The sequence below is a fragment of the Burkholderia sp. AU33545 genome (assembly GCF_020419685.1).
Taxonomy (GTDB): domain Bacteria; phylum Pseudomonadota; class Gammaproteobacteria; order Burkholderiales; family Burkholderiaceae; genus Burkholderia; species Burkholderia diffusa.
The window spans coordinates 46,146-62,033 of record NZ_JAIZRQ010000006.1 but is presented as its reverse complement, the minus strand read 5'-3'; the positions used below and the strand labels follow the sequence as shown (position 1 = coordinate 62,033).

Annotated in this window: 14 protein-coding genes; 1 reads left to right on the top strand and 13 read right to left on the bottom strand. The window is 66.1% G+C overall.

Annotated features, from left to right (window positions below; all coding sequences use genetic code 11):
• On the bottom strand, positions 1 to 483 hold the full coding sequence (locus tag LGM71_RS20445) for a nitrate reductase associated protein (protein ID WP_059528173.1): 483 nt from the start codon (positions 481 to 483) through the stop codon (positions 1 to 3).
• Positions 484 to 596: 113 nt separating this feature from the next.
• Between LGM71_RS20445 and fdhD the strand changes: the two genes are divergently transcribed.
• Complete coding sequence (gene fdhD, locus LGM71_RS20440) at positions 597 to 1,427, top strand: formate dehydrogenase accessory sulfurtransferase FdhD (protein ID WP_226116175.1); 831 nt, start codon at positions 597 to 599, stop codon at positions 1,425 to 1,427.
• Positions 1,428 to 1,445: 18 nt separating this feature from the next.
• Here fdhD and LGM71_RS20435 read toward each other — a convergent pair whose 3' ends face one another.
• The 12 genes from LGM71_RS20435 to ubiB all read right to left on the bottom strand — a co-directional run bounded on the left by LGM71_RS20435 (position 1,446) and on the right by ubiB (position 15,887).
• Positions 1,446 to 2,213, bottom strand: a complete 768-nt coding sequence (locus LGM71_RS20435) for an enoyl-CoA hydratase (protein ID WP_059684354.1) — start codon at positions 2,211 to 2,213, stop codon at positions 1,446 to 1,448.
• 91 nt (positions 2,214 to 2,304) lie between these two features.
• Positions 2,305 to 3,504, bottom strand: a complete 1,200-nt coding sequence (locus LGM71_RS20430; RefSeq protein ID WP_059607650.1) for an acetyl-CoA C-acyltransferase — start codon at positions 3,502 to 3,504, stop codon at positions 2,305 to 2,307.
• A gap of 26 nt (positions 3,505 to 3,530) precedes the next feature.
• On the bottom strand, positions 3,531 to 5,966 hold the full coding sequence (locus LGM71_RS20425; protein ID WP_124900921.1) for a 3-hydroxyacyl-CoA dehydrogenase/enoyl-CoA hydratase family protein: 2,436 nt from the start codon (positions 5,964 to 5,966) through the stop codon (positions 3,531 to 3,533).
• A 113-nt stretch (positions 5,967 to 6,079) separates the two neighbouring features.
• Complete coding sequence (locus LGM71_RS20420; protein ID WP_059607654.1) at positions 6,080 to 7,867, bottom strand: acyl-CoA dehydrogenase C-terminal domain-containing protein; 1,788 nt, start codon at positions 7,865 to 7,867, stop codon at positions 6,080 to 6,082.
• A gap of 58 nt (positions 7,868 to 7,925) precedes the next feature.
• The gene (locus tag LGM71_RS20415; RefSeq protein WP_006751498.1) at positions 7,926 to 8,525 is read right to left on the bottom strand and encodes a TetR/AcrR family transcriptional regulator; all 600 of its coding nucleotides are present in this window, start codon (positions 8,523 to 8,525) and stop codon (positions 7,926 to 7,928) included.
• Between the two features lie 199 nt (positions 8,526 to 8,724).
• Entirely contained in the window at positions 8,725 to 9,999 is a 1,275-nt protein-coding gene (gene clsB, locus LGM71_RS20410; protein ID WP_059607656.1) for a cardiolipin synthase ClsB, read from the bottom strand.
• Positions 9,996 to 10,490, bottom strand: coding sequence for a dihydroneopterin triphosphate diphosphatase (gene nudB / locus LGM71_RS20405; RefSeq protein WP_124621299.1), 495 nt, complete (start codon positions 10,488 to 10,490; stop codon positions 9,996 to 9,998). The genes clsB and nudB overlap by 4 nt, the downstream gene beginning before the upstream one ends.
• 156 nt (positions 10,491 to 10,646) lie before the next feature.
• Positions 10,647 to 12,449 (bottom strand): aspartate--tRNA ligase, encoded by a 1,803-nt coding sequence (gene aspS, locus LGM71_RS20400; protein WP_059607657.1) that lies wholly within the window; start codon positions 12,447 to 12,449, stop codon positions 10,647 to 10,649.
• Positions 12,450 to 12,516: 67 nt separating this feature from the next.
• Positions 12,517 to 13,167 (bottom strand): DUF502 domain-containing protein, encoded by a 651-nt coding sequence (locus LGM71_RS20395; protein WP_012329208.1) that lies wholly within the window; start codon positions 13,165 to 13,167, stop codon positions 12,517 to 12,519.
• A 61-nt stretch (positions 13,168 to 13,228) separates the two neighbouring features.
• The gene (locus LGM71_RS20390; protein ID WP_226116465.1) at positions 13,229 to 13,570 is read right to left on the bottom strand and encodes an FmdB family zinc ribbon protein; all 342 of its coding nucleotides are present in this window, start codon (positions 13,568 to 13,570) and stop codon (positions 13,229 to 13,231) included.
• Between the two features lie 95 nt (positions 13,571 to 13,665).
• Positions 13,666 to 14,292 carry a TPMT family class I SAM-dependent methyltransferase gene (locus tag LGM71_RS20385; protein WP_226116174.1) on the bottom strand — a complete coding sequence of 209 codons (627 nt, stop codon included), beginning with the start codon at positions 14,290 to 14,292 and terminating at the stop codon, positions 13,666 to 13,668.
• 17 nt (positions 14,293 to 14,309) lie between these two features.
• Positions 14,310 to 15,887 carry a ubiquinone biosynthesis regulatory protein kinase UbiB gene (ubiB, locus tag LGM71_RS20380; protein ID WP_124621295.1) on the bottom strand — a complete coding sequence of 526 codons (1,578 nt, stop codon included), beginning with the start codon at positions 15,885 to 15,887 and terminating at the stop codon, positions 14,310 to 14,312.
• Between the last annotated feature and the right edge of the window lies 1 nt (position 15,888).

Genomic DNA, 15,888 nt, shown 5'->3' with positions numbered 1-15,888 from the left:
TCAGTGCGTGGCCGTCAGCCCGAACTCCCGCATCGCGGGCAGGAAATCGTGGTTCAGCTTCGGCTTGCGCGACAGCTTCATCAGCACGTACCGCTGGAACGGCGCGAGCCGCTGCCACTGCGCGAGCGCGGGCGCCGGCAGCCCGGCCAGCGCGCTCTGCTGCACAAGCGCGTCCGGCACCGAATCGGTCGCGCGCCAGCTCGGCTGCTCGTCCGGCTGGAACCACGACGGTTCGAGGTCGGCGTGCGTGCGCAGCATTTCGAACAGCGCGTGATCGAAATTGGGCTCGATCGCGGTGTCGTCGTCGGCCGGGAAGCGCGCGAGCAGCTTGCGGTCCTCGAGCGGCAGCAGTTGCCACTGCTCCAGCGAAATCCGCAGACCGAAACGGTCGAGATTGAAACGCACGATCATCGGGATGTACGTCAGGTTTTCCGACGAATCGTGTTCGAAATTGAATAGCAGCGGAGCGTCGCTGAGTCCCATGGTCGTTACCTGAGTGGCGGATGCCGGCGCGGCCGGCCTGCCTGAGGTATTTTAGAACCTCTGCGCGCGACCGGCGGACACGATCGTCGCCGCCCTGCCTCGAATCAACGGGAGTGCTCGTGAATCCGACTGAAACAGAAGAACCGCGCGGCGCAATCGAGCTGTCCGTGCGCCGCACGCGCGGCGGCGCCGTCGAAACCGCGCACGACTACGTCGGCCAGGAATGGCCGGTCGCGCTGGTCTTCAACGGCATCTCGCACGCGGTGATGATGTGCACGCCGCGCGACCTGGAGGCGTTCGCGGTCGGCTTCGCGATCTCGGAAGGGATCGTCGAACGCGGCAGCGACATCAAGGACATCGAGGTGATCCTCCACGCCGACGCGGCGCTGCCGCACGCGGAGGTGCATCTGGAGGTCGTCCAGCAGGCGTTCGCCGCGCTGAAGGACCGCCGCCGCGCACTCGCGGGGCGCACCGGCTGCGGCGTGTGCGGGATCGAGAGCATCGACCTGCTCGACCTCGCGCCCGAACGGGTGCCCGATACCGGCTTTCTCGCGCGCCTCGCGCCCGACGCGCTCGCTCGCGCGGCCCACGCGCTGCCGGCGCACCAGGCGCTCACGAGACTCACCGGTGGCCTGCATGCGGCCGCGTGGTGCGACGCAACAGGCGCGATCCGGATGGCGTTCGAGGATGTCGGACGCCACAACGCGCTCGACAAGCTGATCGGCTCGCTCGTGCTGTCGCGCGCCGACGCGACCGACGGCTTCGTGTTCCTGTCGAGCCGCGCGAGCTACGAGCTCGTGCGCAAGTCGGCGCGGGTCGGAATCCCGATGGTCGCGACGATCTCCGCGCCGTCGTCGCTCGCGATCGAGATCGCGAAGGCGGCCGGCCTCCGGCTGGTCTGCTTCTGCCGTGAAACCGGCCACGTCGATTACGGCACGGCCTGATGCCGTCGGGCCGTGCCGTCAGTCGAACTGACGGAAATCCGGCTTACGCTTCTCGAAGAACGCCGTCATCGCCTCGCGTGCCTCCGGCGCGCGCAGCATCGCGGAGAAATGGCCGGCCTCCTCGCTCATCCGCGCGGCAACGGCCACGCCTCCCGTCTCCTTCAACAGCGCCTTCGTCACGCGCAGCGACGACGCCGGCAGCGCCGCGAGTTTCGCGGCCTGCTTCGCCGCGAATGCGTCGAGCTCGGCGGCCGGCAGCACGCGATTGACGATGCCGATGCGGTGCGCTTCCAGCGCATCGAAGGCTTCGCCGAGCAGCAGCTTTTCAGCGGCGACCTGATGGCCGGCCAGGCGCGGCAGCAGCACGCTCGATGCGGCTTCCGGGCACAGCCCGAGCTGCGCGAACGGCAGCGAGAACGCCGCGGTGTCGGCCGCGTAGACGAGATCGCAGTGCAGCAGCATCGTCACGCCGACGCCAACGGCGATGCCCGGCACCGCCGCGACGATCGGCTTGGTCGCGCTGCTGATCCGCGCGAGAAACTGGAATACCGACGCGTTTTCGTCCTTCGGCGGCGCCTTCAGGAAATCCTCGAGATCGTTCCCCGAGCTGAAGTTTCCGTCGCTGCCGCGCAGCAGGATCACGCGGACCGCCTTGTCCTCCTGCGCGTCGGCGAGCGCATCGGCCATCGTCTGGTACATCGCCGCCGTCAGCGCGTTCTTCTTCGCCGGGCGCGCGATCGTGATCGTCATCACGCCGTCGGCGCGTTCCACTTGAATTTCGGCCACAACCGTCTCCTTTGACTTTCCTCTATCGGAATGAAAAAACGGTGCGCGAGCTCGTGGCCCGCGCACCGTCGTCGCTCTTGTCCCGCCCCGCTTACAGGCGTTCGATGATGCCCGCGGCGCCCATGCCGGTGCCGACGCACATCGTGACCATCCCGTACTTCAGGTTACGGCGGCGCAGGCCATGCACGACGGTCGCCGCGCGGATCGCGCCGGTCGCGCCGAGCGGGTGGCCGAGTGCGATCGCACCGCCCATCGGGTTGACCTTCGACGGGTCGAGGCCGAGATCGCGCATCACCGCCAGCGATTGCGCGGCGAACGCTTCGTTCAGCTCGATCCAGTCGAGATCGTCCTGCTTCAGGCCTGCGGCCTTCAGCGCGGCCGGAATCGCTTCCTTCGGGCCGATGCCCATGATTTCCGGCGGCACGCCACGCACCGCGAAGCTCACGAAGCGCGCGAGCGGCGTCAGGTTGAACTCCTTCAGCACCTTCTCCGACACGACGAGCAGCGCACCCGCGCCATCCGACGTCTGCGAGCTGTTGCCGGCCGTGACCGAGCCCTTGTTCGCGAACACCGTGCGCAGCTTCGCGAGGCCTTCGATCGACGTATCCGCACGCGGACCTTCGTCGAGCTTGATCTCGCGCGTCTTCACGTCGACTTCGCCCGTCGCCAGGTTCGGGAAACGCTCGGTGATCGTGTACGCGGCGATTTCGTCGCCGAACTCGCCGGCCTGCTGGGCCGCGAGCGCCTTGCGGTGCGATTCGACCGAGAACGCGTCCTGGTCTTCGCGGCTCACCTTCCACTGCTCGGCGACGCGCTCGGCGGTCAGGCCCATCCCGTATGCAATGCCGAAATCCTCGCTGCGATCGAAGATGTGCGGCGACATCGACGGCTTGTTGCCCATCATCGGCACCATGCTCATCGATTCGCAGCCGCCCGCGAGCAGCGCGTCCGATTCGCCGACGCGGATGCGGTCCGCCGCCATCGCCAGCGCCGTGATGCCCGACGCGCAGAAGCGGTTGACCGTCACGCCGCCGACCGTCTGCGGCAGCCCCGCGAGCAGCGCGCCCATGCGGGCGACGTTCAGGCCCTGCTCGGCTTCCGGAATCGCGCAGCCGATGATCGCGTCCTCGATCACCTTCGTGTCGAGGCCGGGCACCTGCGCGACCGCCGACTTGATCGCGTGAACCAGCAGCTCGTCGGGGCGCGTGTTCTTGAAGACACCGCGCGGAGCCTTGCCGATCGGGGTGCGGCTTGCGGCGACGATGTATGCGTCTTGCAGTTGTTTGCTCATTTCAGACTCCTTGCCTTGTCGCTCGCTCAGTTACGCACCGGCTTGCCGGTCTGCAACATGCCCATGATCCGTTCCTGCGTCTTCTGCGTGCCGAGCAGCTCGACGAACGCGCGGCGCTCGAGTGCGAGCAGCCACTGCTCGTCGACGAGGCTGCCTGCTTCGACGTCGCCGCCGCACACGGCTTCGGCGATACGGCTCGCGATCAGGTAGTCGTGGTCGCTGATGAAGCGGCCGTCACGCATGTTGACGAGCGATGCCTTGATCGTCGCGATCGCCGAGCGGCCTGCGACCGGCACGTCCTTCGCGCGCAGCGGCGCACGGTAGCCGACGGCTGCCAGCGCGCGTGCTTCCTTCTTCGCGGTGTCGAGCAGCTCGAACACGTTGAAGATGATCGTGTCGGACGGCTTCAGGTAGCCCATCGCGCGTGCATCGTGCGCCGACGACGAAACCTTGGCCATCGCCGCGTTCTCGAACGACTTCGTGACGAACTTCAGGATGTCGGTGGTCGCGTTCGCGGCCGTTGCCGCATCCGCCGCGCGCAGCGCCGCTTCCTTCAGGCCGCCGCCGGCCGGCACGAGGCCGACGCCCACTTCGACGAGACCGATGTAGCTCTCGACGTGCACGACGCGCTTTGCGCTGTGCAGCATCAGCTCGCACCCGCCGCCGAGCGCAATGCCCGACACGGCCGCAACGACCGGCACGTTCGCGTACTTCACGCGCAGCATGCCTTCCTGGAACTTCTTCACGAACGGCTCGATGCCCTTCGCGCCGCCCATCATGAACGCGGGCATCGCCTCTTCGAGGTTCGCACCGGCCGAGAACGGGCCACCCGGCGTGCCGAGCTTCAGCGACGTCGGCTGCCAGATCACCACGCCCTTGTAGTCCTTCTCCGCGAGTTCGATCGCCTGCACGAGGCCGTCGATCACGCTCGGCCCGATCGTGTTCATCTTCGACTTGAACGACACGATCACGACGTCGTCCTCGCCCGCACGATCGTCGACCCATGCACGCACCGCGTCGGTTTCGAACAGCGTCTTGCCGTACGTCTTCGGATCGGCGCCGGCTTCGCCGACGAGCGGCGCGCGGAACACCTGCTTGCCGTAGACGGCGAGGTCGGAACGCGGCACGAAGCGCTTCGAAGCAGGCGCCCACGAGCCTTCGGCCGTGTGCACGCCGCCCTTCTCGGCAACCGCGCCTTCGAGCACCCACGACGGCAGCGGCACGTTCGCGAGTGCCTTGCCGGCCGCGATGTCTTCCTGCACCCACTCGGCGACCTGCTTCCAGCCGGCAGCCTGCCAGCCTTCGAACGGGCCTTCGTTCCAGCCGAAGCCCCAGCGGATCGCGAGGTCGACGTCACGCGCATTGTCGGCGATCGACTCCAGATGCACGCCGATGTAGTGGAACACGTCGCGGAAGATCGACCACAGGAACTGCGCGTGCGGATGGTCCGTCTCGCGCAGCAGCTTCAGGCGTTCCGCCGGCGGGCGCTTCAGGATGCGGCCGACGGTTTCGTCCGCCTTCGCACCCGAATCGACGTAAGTGCCCGTCTTCGCGTCGAGCACCTTGATCGCCTTGCCTTCCTTCTTGTAGAAGCCGCCGCCCGTCTTCTGGCCGAGCGCGCCCTGCTTCACCAGTTCGGCGAGCACGGCAGGCGTCTGGTAGACCGGGAAGAACGGATCGTCGGCGAGGTTGTCCTGCATCGTCTTGATCACGTGCGCCATCGTGTCGAGGCCGACCACGTCCGCCGTGCGGAATGTCGCCGACTTCGCGCGGCCGAGGCGGCTGCCCGTCAGGTCGTCGACTTCATCGAAGCGCAGGCCGAATTTCGCGGCCTCGGTGATCACCGCGAGGATCGAGAAGATGCCGACGCGGTTCGCGATGAAGTTCGGCGTGTCCTTCGCGCGCACGACGCCCTTGCCGACGATGCTCGTCAGGAAGGTTTCGAGCTGGTCGAGGATCTCCGGGCGCGTATGCGCGGTCGGGATCAGCTCGACGAGGTGCATGTAGCGCGGCGGGTTGAAGAAGTGCACGCCGCAAAAGCGCGACTTGAGCTCGTCCGAGAAACCTTCGGACAGCTTCGTGATCGACAGGCCCGACGTGTTGGTCGCGAAAATCGCGTTCGGTGCGATGTGCGGCGCGACCTTCTTGTACAGGTCGTGCTTCCAGTCCATCCGCTCGGCGATCGCCTCGATCACGACGTCGCATTCGGCGAGCTTCGCGATGTCGTCTTCATAGTTCGCGGCTTCGAGATATTTCGCGTCGTCCTTCACGCCGAACGGCGCGGGCGACAGCTTCTTCAGGTTCTCGATCGCCTTCAGCGCGATCGCGTTTTTCGGGCCTTCCTTGGCCGGCAGGTCGAACAGCAGCACCGGCACGCGCGCGTTGACGAGATGCGCGGCGATCTGCGCGCCCATCACGCCGGCGCCCAGCACGGCGACCTTGCGAATCAGGAAATTGCTCACGGGATGTCTCCGGATAGTGTCGTGCAGCGCGGGTTGTGAGGGCTGCACGGCGAATTGAGTACCAGGAACCGTTGCGTTCGGGCGGCGCGCGGCGCACACCGCCCGGACTCGCGTCAGAACAGCGATTCGTCGACTTCCATCAGCGTCTTCGAACCGGCGCGCGCGGCGCGGATCGTCGCCGCCGTTTCGGGCAGCAGGCGCGCGAAGTAGAAGCGTGCGGTCGCGAGCTTCGACTTGTAGAACGGGTCGCCCGACGCTTCCTTGTCGAGGGCGAGGCGCGCCATGCGCGCCCAGAAGTACGAGAACACCAGGTGGCCCACGGTGCGCAGGTACGGCACGGCGGCAGCGCCGACTTCGTCCGGGTTCTGCATCGCCTTCATGCCGATTTCCATCGTCAGCTTCTGCACCTTGTCGCCGATGTCGGCGAGCGGGTTGATGAACTCGGCCATTTCCGGCTTCACGCCTTCGGCTTCCGCGAATTCCGTGACGAGCTTGCCGAACTTCTTCAGCTTCGCGCCCATGTCGCCGAGCACCTTGCGGCCCAGCAGGTCGAGCGACTGGATCGAGTTCGTGCCTTCGTAGATCATGTTGATCCGCGCGTCGCGCACGTACTGCTCCATGCCCCACTCGGAGATGAAGCCGTGGCCGCCGTAGATCTGCATCGCGTGGTTGGTCGACTCGAATGCGTTGTCGGTCAGGAACGCCTTGATGATCGGCGTGAGCAGCGCGACGAGATCGGCCGCTTCCTTGCGCACCGCTTCGTCAGCGTGCGACAGTTCCTTGTCGATCTGCAGCGCGGACCAGTACGTGAACGCGCGCGCGCCTTCGGCGTAGGCCTTCTGCGTGAGCAGCATGCGGCGCACGTCCGGGTGCACGATGATCGGGTCGGCCGGCTTGTCCGGTGCCTTCGGGCCCGTCAGCGAGCGCATCTGCAGGCGCTCCTTCGCGTACGTCAGCGAGTTCTGGTATGCGACTTCCGTGAGACCCAGACCCTGCATGCCGACGCCCAGACGCGCGGCGTTCATCATCACGAACATCGCGTTGAGGCCCTTGTTCGGCTCGCCGACCATCCAGCCCTTCGCGTTGTCGAGGTTCATCACGCACGTCGAGTTGCCGTGGATGCCCATCTTGTGTTCGATCGAGCCGCATTTGATACCGTTGCGCTCGCCCGGCTCGCCCGCGGCGTCCGGAATGAACTTCGGCACGATGAACAGCGAGATCCCCTTGGTGCCCTGCGGTGCGTCCGGCAGGCGTGCGAGCACGAGGTGGACGATGTTCTTCGACATGTCGTGCTCGCCGCTCGAGATGAAGATCTTCGTGCCGCTGATCGAGTACGAGCCGTCGCCGTTCGGTTCGGCCTTGGTGCGCAGGATGCCGAGGTCGGTGCCGCAGTGCGGCTCGGTCAGGCACATCGTGCCCGTCCATTCGCCCGACACGAGCTTCGGCAGATACTGCTTCTGGAGTTCCGGCGCGCCGTGCGCATGCAGGCATTCGTAGGCGCCGTGCGACAGGCCCGGATACATCGTCCACGCCTGGTTCGCCGAGTTCAGCATTTCGTAGAGCGCGTTGTTCACGAACGCGGGCAGGCCCTGGCCGCCGTAGTCCGGATCGCAGCCGAGCGCCGGCCAGCCGGCCTCGACGTACTGCTGGTACGCTTCCTTGAAGCCGGTCGGGGTCTTCACGACGCCGTCGCCTTCATACGTGCAGCCTTCACGGTCGCCGACCTGGTTCAGCGGGAACAGTACCTCGGAGCAGAACTTGCCCGCCTCCTCGAGGACCTGGTTGATCGTGTCGGCGTCGAGGTCCGCATGCCGCGGCATTTGCTTGACCTCGGCTTCGACGTTCAGAAGCTCGTGCAACACGAATTGCATGTCGCGCAGCGGCGCGGCGTACTGTCCCATGACTCTCTCCAAAGGTGGGCAAAACGGCTCGAGCTCCTGGCGGGCGGATCACGCGCCGCTAACGGCTCTCGCTCTGATACGAAACGATCGTCTTTTCCAGCGCGGCCCACGTGAGGCGCACGGCATCCGGCGAATGCAGGAATCGTGCGTCGTGATGCAGGCCGAGCGTGAAGCTGTACAACTCGAAGAGCATCAGGTCCGGATCCGTATCCGCACGCAGATGGCCTTCTTCCTTCGCCTGCGAAATGGCACGCAGCATCGCGGCACGCCAGGCCGTCACGCTCGCGATCAACTGCTCGCGCACGGGGCTGTCGGGCCGGTCGTCGTACTCGACGGCGCCGCTGATGTAGATGCATCCGGTCGTCACTTCCTGGATGCGCTTCTCCGTCCAGCGGGCCAGCATCGCCCGGAGGCGCGGCAAGCCTCGCGGCTCACGCAGGCTCGGAAAGAACACCTCGTTTTCGAAACGATGGTGATACTCGCGGACGACCTCGACCTGCAGGTCCTCGCGCGATCCGAAGTGCGCGAACACACCACTCTTGCTCATCTGCATGCGCTCGGCCAGCAGGCCGATCGTCAGCCCCTCCAGCCCGTCACGGCTGGCGAGGTCCAAAGCAGCTTCGAGTATCGCGGCACGCGTCTGTTCGCCTTTTCGCATAGCTATTTCTGTAACCGTTCGGGGGTTCGAATAAAATCGAACGGCCGTACTATTATTGAGTGCGGCCGCTCGCGAAACAAGGAAATTATTAGAAACCGGTGTCTAACCGAGCCGCTATTTTGCGCGATTCCGGCGGGACCGGAGCGGCTTTTCCGCACGAACGTGCGGACAGATTTTTGAAGCGAACGCTTAGTCTTCGTCAGTCGTAACCACCGACCGTCAGCGCCTTCATCACGATGCGGTACGTGTTGTATGCGAGCCAGTTCAGCATACGCTCGATGCGCGGCCGTGCGGCGTACCGGGCCGCATCAATTTCACGGCCTTCGGTGAAGGCGGCCGCGATTGCGTCGCGCAGTTCGTTGGTGATCTCATCGTAGCGCACCAGCACGACGTTCGCCTCATTGTTCAGCATCAGGCTCAGCGCGTCGAGGTTCGACGAGCCGACGGTCGCCCAGTTGTCGTCGATCACCGCCACTTTGCCGTGCAGGATCGTCTTGTCGTATTCCGCCACGCGCACGCCCGCGCGCAGCAGCGCGTGATACAGGAACGGCACGGCCGTATCGAGCGCCGTGAACTCGTTACGGCCGATCAGGATCCGCACGTCGACGCCGCGGCGTGCGGCGCCCGTCAGCGCGCGGCGCAGCTTGCGGCCCGGCATGAAATACGGATTCGCGAGCAGGATCCGCTGGCGCGCCTGGCCGATTGCGGCGAGATACGCCTTCTCGATCGCGCGGCGGTTCACGACATTGTCGCGCGCGACGAACGCGACGCTCGGCTCCGTCACGACCCGCAGCGCACCGGCCTTGATCCACCGGTGGCTGCGCATCCAGCGCCGGAACATGTCCGGGAACGCCTCGCCGCCGTGCAGCCCCGCCGCGTACTGCGCATAAGGCTTGTGGCCGAACTGGATGCGGTGCCACTGCAGCTCGAACGCGGCGCGCACGTCCGACACCGCCGGCCCGGCCATCTCGACCGCGAAATCCCAGCGCGGGAACGGTAGCGTCGCGCTGCCCTGCGTGTAGTCGTCGACGATGTTGATGCCGCCGCAGAACGCGACCGCATGATCGATCACCGCGAGCTTGCGGTGCGTGCGCGAGAAGCCGAAGCGGCCGAACAGGAAGCGGTTGTAGATGCAGTGCTCGACACCGGCCTCGGCCCACGTATCGAACAGCGGCAGGCGCGCGGTGCCGACGCCGTCGGTGATCACGCGCACGCGCACGCCGCGCTGCGCCGCGCGAATCAGCGCATCCGACACCGGGCGGCCGGCCGCGTCGTCGCAGAAGATGTAGGTTTCGAGCATCACCTGCTCGCGCGCCGCATCGATCCGTTCGATCAGCGCGTGGAAGAATTCGTTGCCGGTCTCGCAAAGGCGCACCGTGTTGCCGGCCGTGAACGCGAGCCGCGACGCGGAGCCGCGCTCCTGCAGGAACATCTGCCGCAATTGCGCGAAGCGCTTGCGGGTTTCCGCATTCATGCGGAAGAGCCGTGCGGCGATTGCGCGAGCGACACGCGCACGGGCAGTTGCAGGATCGCTTCGGCATTCGACGGCGAAAAGCAGCGCGCGGCCGCTTCGCGGAACGGCAGCCACGCGTAGTCGACATGCTCGCGCGGCGACAGCGTCACGTCGACGCGGCGCGGCACGCACAGGCCGAACCAGTGCTCGATATTGCGCGTGACGCCCGGCGCATAGCGATGCAGGTATTGCGGATAGATGCTGTATTCGATCCGGTGGTGCCAGTCGATCAGCGCGGTGGCCGGCACGTCGGGCGACCCGACCGCGATGCCGGTTTCCTCGGCGACTTCGCGCGCGGCCGTGAGCGCGAGCGGCTCGTCGAGCGCGTCCTTCGATCCGGTCACCGATTGCCAGAAATCGGGCTGGTCGGCACGCTTGATCACCAGTACGTCGAGTTCGGGCGTGTAGATCACGACGAGAACGGATTCGGGGATTTTCGGCGGCTTCGTCATCTTTGTTTCATGCGGCACAGGGCCGTGCGCCGGGCCTGGGCCCGAACGTGCGGCAAGTGCTGCGACTGTACCGCAAAAAGCGAAAAAGGCGCACAACGGCGCCTTTTTCGTTGGGCGTCGTGCGCGCGTCACCGCGCACACGACCTGTGACAAGCGTTACGCCTTCGGCTGTTCCGGCTGACGCAGACGGATGTGCAGCTCGCGCAGCTGACGCTCGTCGACCGGGCTCGGCGCCTGCGTGAGCAGATCCTGCGCACGCTGCGTCTTCGGGAACGCGATCACGTCGCGGATCGAGTCGGCGCCGGCCATCATCGTGACGATGCGGTCGAGACCGAACGCGATACCGCCGTGCGGCGGCGCGCCGTACTGCAGCGCGTCCAGCAGGAAGCCGAACTTCGCCTGCGCTTCTTCCGCACCGATCTTCAGCGCGCGGAACACCTTGCTCTGCACTTCCTCGCGGTGGATACGCACCGAGCCGCCGCCGATTTCCCAGCCGTTCAGCACCATGTCGTACGCCTTCGCGAGGCAACGGCCCGGATCCGTCTCGAGGTACTCGAGGTGCTCGTCCTTCGGGCTGGTGAACGGGTGGTGCGCGGCGACGTAGCGCGCGTCTTCGTCGTCGTATTCGAACATCGGGAAGTCGACGACCCACAGCGGCTTCCAGCCGGCCTGGACGAGGCCGTTCGCCTTGCCGAATTCCGAATGGCCGATCTTCAGGCGCAGTGCGCCGAGGCTGTCGTTGACGACCTTCGCACGGTCGGCCGCGAAGAAGATGATGTCGCCGTCTTCAGCGCCGGTGCGCTCGAGGATCGCCGCGATCGATGCGTCGTGCAGGTTCTTGACGATCGGGCTTTGCAGGCCGTCGCGGCCCTTCGCCTTCTCGTTGACCTTGATCCATGCGAGGCCCTTCGCGCCGTAGATGCGCACGAATTCCGTGTAACCGTCGATGTCGCCGCGCGACAGCTCGCCGCCCTTCGGCACGCGCAGCGCCGCGACACGGCCGTCCTTCGCGTTGGCCGGCGTGCTGAACACCTTGAAGTCGACGTCCTTCATCGCGTCCGTCAGCTCGGTGAATTCGAGTTGCACACGCAGGTCCGGCTTGTCCGAACCGAAACGCGCCATCGCTTCCGAGTACGGCATCACCGGGAATTTCGCGTCGAGTTCGACGTCGATCGTCGTCTTGAAGATGTGACGGATCATGTCTTCGAACAGGTCGCGGATTTCCTGCTCGCCGAGGAACGACGTCTCGCAGTCGATCTGCGTGAATTCCGGCTGACGGTCGGCACGGAGGTCCTCGTCGCGGAAGCACTTGGTGATCTGGTAGTAACGGTCGAAGTTCGCGACCATCAGCAGCTGCTTGAACAGCTGCGGCGACTGCGGCAGCGCGAAGAACTGGCCCGCGTTCACGCGCGACGGCACGAGGTAGTCGCGCGCGCCTTCCGGCGTGCTCTTCGTCAGCATCGGCGTTTCGATGTCGATGAAGCCCTGCTCGTCGAGGTACTTGCGCGCTTCGATCGCGACGCGGTAGCGCAGGCGCAGGTTGTGCTGCATCTGCGGACGGCGCAGGTCGAGCACGCGGTGCGTGAGACGCGTCGTTTCCGACAGGTTGTCGTCGTCGAGCTGGAACGGCGGCGTGACCGACGCGTTCAGCACGATCAGCTCGTGGCACAGCACTTCGATCTTGCCGCTCTTCAGGCCGGCGTTGACCGTGCCTTCCGGACGGTTGCGCACGAGACCCTTGATCTGCACGCAGAACTCGTTGCGCACGCCTTCGGCGGTCGCGAACATCTCCGCGCGATCCGGATCGCACACCACCTGCACGAGGCCTTCACGATCGCGCAGGTCGATGAAGATCACACCGCCGTGATCGCGGCGGCGCTGCACCCAGCCGCACAGCGACACGGTTTGGCCCAGCAGGTGTTCGGTCACGAGACCGCAGTATTCAGTACGCATCGACATGATGTTTGCTTTCGTTCGGTTTGATCAACGGGTGCCGCAACGCGCGGCCCGGGCGATGATTCTTTACTTACAGCGGCGGCTCGACGGGACGGCGGGCGGGCGCCGGAACCGGCGCCGAAGGCGCCACGACGCCCATCGAGACGATGTACTTGAGCGCGGCATCGACCGACATGTCGAGTTCGATGACTTCGCTCTTCGGCAGCATCAGGAAGAAGCCCGACGTCGGGTTCGGCGTCGTGGGCACGTACACGCTCACGTACTCTTCCGTCAGATGGTTGACCACGTCGCCGCCGGGCGTGCCGGTCAGAAACGCAATCGTATACGAGCCGCGACGCGGGTATTCGATCAGCAGCGCCTTGCGGAACGCGTTGCCGCTGCTCGACAGCAGCGTGTCCGACACCTGCTTGACGCTCGTGTAGATCGGCCCGACGACCGGGATGTGACGCACGACCGCGTTCCACCACGTGACGAGCTTCTGGCCGATGAAGTTCTGCGTGGCCAGCCCGACGACGAAGATGAACGCGAGCGTCAGCACCGCGCCGATCCCCGGCAGGTGGAAGCCGAGCATCCGCTCCGGCTGCCACGATTCGGGCAACAGCAGCAGCGTCTGGTCCATCGTGCCGATGATGAGGCCGAGCACCCACAGCGTGATCGCGAGCGGGACGAGAACCAGCAGGCCGGTCAGGAACACCGTTTTCAGGGTCGTCTTTTTCATCATCTGCCGTCAATGAACCACGCCGGAAGCGCGGGTTGGTCGCGGCCCGGCCGGGCCGCGACAGTCAACTGCTGGCGGCGGGCGCTGCAGCCGGGGCGGGCGCGGCGCTCGTCGTCGTACTTTCGGAGCTCGCGGCAGCGGGCGCGGCTGCCGCAGGCGCCGCGGCGGCCGGTGCTGCCGCCGTGTCGCCGGACGCCGTCGCCGGCGCGCTGGTGCCGCTCGAGCCACCACGGAAATCGGTGACATACCAGCCGGAGCCCTTCAGCTGGAAGCCGGCGGCGGTGACCTGCTTGCGAAAAGCATCCTTCCCGCATTCGGGGCATTGCGACAGCGGCGCGTCGCTCATCTTCTGGAGCACGTCCTTCGCGAAACCGCACGCTTCGCATCGATAGGCGTAGATCGGCATGATATTTTTCCCGCAGAAACTGGAAACGGCTTGCAAAACCTTGAATTATAGCTGAAACCCCGGCGCGCTCCGGCAACGGCCGCGACGCCCGAGCTTCAGCGACGGCGCCACGTGAGCCAGCGCTCGTGCCCTTCGAACACGGCCAGCGAATCGGTCACCGGCAGATCCTCGATCAGTTCGAAGTGCGGCGCGAGCAGCGCATCGAGTTCCGCACGCTCGATGCCGAACGGCGGCCCCTTTGGTTTCGCCGTCACGAAGAAATAACCGGCCAGCAGCGCACCGGCGGGCAGCAGTTCGGCCATCCGCGCCGCATAGCCGGCGCGCAGGCTCGGCGGCAACGCGCACAGGAACGCGCGCTCGTACACCCACTGCACATCGAACGGTGGTCGGTACGCGAAGAAATCGGCCTGCTCCACGACGTCCGCATGCGCGCCGAGCTGCGCCTTCGCCGCCGCCACCGCCTGCGCCGAGAAATCGATCGCGCGCACGGGCCAGCCGGCCTGCGCGAGCCAGCCGGCCTCCTGCGCACTGCCGCAGCCCGGAATCAGCACCGCACAAGGCTCGAGGCGCTGGGCAAACGCGCGAAACCCGTTCGGCACGCCGCCGAACTCCCACGGCGTCACGCCGCGCGCGAAACGCTCGTCCCAGAACGCAGCGTTGCCGGGGTCGCGCGTCTCGAAATCGGCGGTGCTCGATGCGGGCGGTCGTTTCGGTTCGGACATCGCGCGGCTCCCTTCGGTCATGCGCCGTATGCGAGCGCAAGCAGCACGCGCGCGACGAGCGCCCCGACGCCGACGGCAAGGCCGAAGATCAGCAATGCCTGCAGCAGCCGGTTGGTACGTTTCTGCTCGACGAGGATCTGACGCATCAGGTCCTCGCTCGCCGCGCGCGGTGCGTCGTGGTGCGCCGCCATCGCGTGGTGGATCAGGCGCGGCAGTTGCGGCAGCGTCTTGCTCCACTGCGGCGCTTCGACCTTGAAGCGCTCGTACCAGCCGCGCAGGCCGATCTGCTCGGTCATCCAGCGCTCGAGATACGGCTTCGCCGTCTTCCACAGGTCGAGTTCAGGATCGAGGGAACGGCCGAGCCCCTCGACGTTCAGCATCGTCTTCTGCAGCAGCACGAGCTGCGGCTGGATCTCGACGTTGAAGCGGCGCGACGTCGAGAACAGACGCATCAGCACCTGACCGAGCGAGATGTCCTTCAGTGCGCGGTCGAAATACGGCTCGCACACCGCGCGGATCGCGCTTTCGAGCTCCTCGACGCGTGTCTCGGGCGGCACCCAGCCCGATTCGAGGTGCAGCGTCGCGACGCGGTGGTAGTCGCGCTTGAAGAAGGCGAGGAAGTTCTGCGCGAGGTAGTTCTTGTCGAAATCCGACAACGCGCCGACGATCCCGAAATCGAGCGCGATATAGCGGCCGAACGTGTTCGGATCGAGGCTCACCTGGATGTTGCCCGGGTGCATGTCCGCATGAAAGAAACCGTCGCGGAACACCTGCGTGAAGAAGATCTCGACACCTTCGCGCGCGAGCTTCTTGATATCGACGCCGGCCGAGCGCAGCGTCTCGACCTGGCTGATCGGCACGCCGGTCATGCGCTCCATCACGAGCACCTGCGACGTCGAGAAATCCCAGAACATCTCGGGCACGAGCAGCAGGTCGAGGCCCGCGAAGTTGCGGCGCAGCTGGCTGCCGTTCGCGGCCTCGCGCATCAGGTCCAGCTCGTCGTGCAGATACTTGTCGAATTCGGCGACGACTTCGCGCGGCTTCAGGCGCCGGCCGTCTGCCCACATGCGCTCCGTCCACGTCGCGATGTCGCGCATCAGCGCGAGGTCCGAATCGATCACCGGCAGCATGTTCGGGCGCAGCACCTTGACCGCGACGGCCTTGCCCGCGTGCACGCCCTGCTTGAGCTTCGCGAAGTGCACCTGCGCGATCGATGCGCTCGCGACCGGCTCGCGCTCGAATTCGTCGAACAGCTCGTCGACCGGCGCGCCGAGCGACTTCTCGATGATCGCGATCGCGACCGCCGAATCGAACGGCGGCACCTGGTCCTGCAGCTTCGCGAGTTCGTTCGCGAAATCGACCGACAGCAGGTCGCGGCGTGTCGACAGCACCTGGCCGAACTTCACGAAGATCGGGCCGAGGCTTTCGAGCGCGTGACGCAGCCGCACGGCGGGCGGATCGGAATAGCGGCGGCCGATCGTCGTGATCCGCAACAGCAGCTTCACACGCCGGTCGTCGATCCGGGACAGCATCACTTCGTCGAGGCCAAAGCGGATGACGGTATAGACAATCTTGATGAAACGGAAAATGCGCATG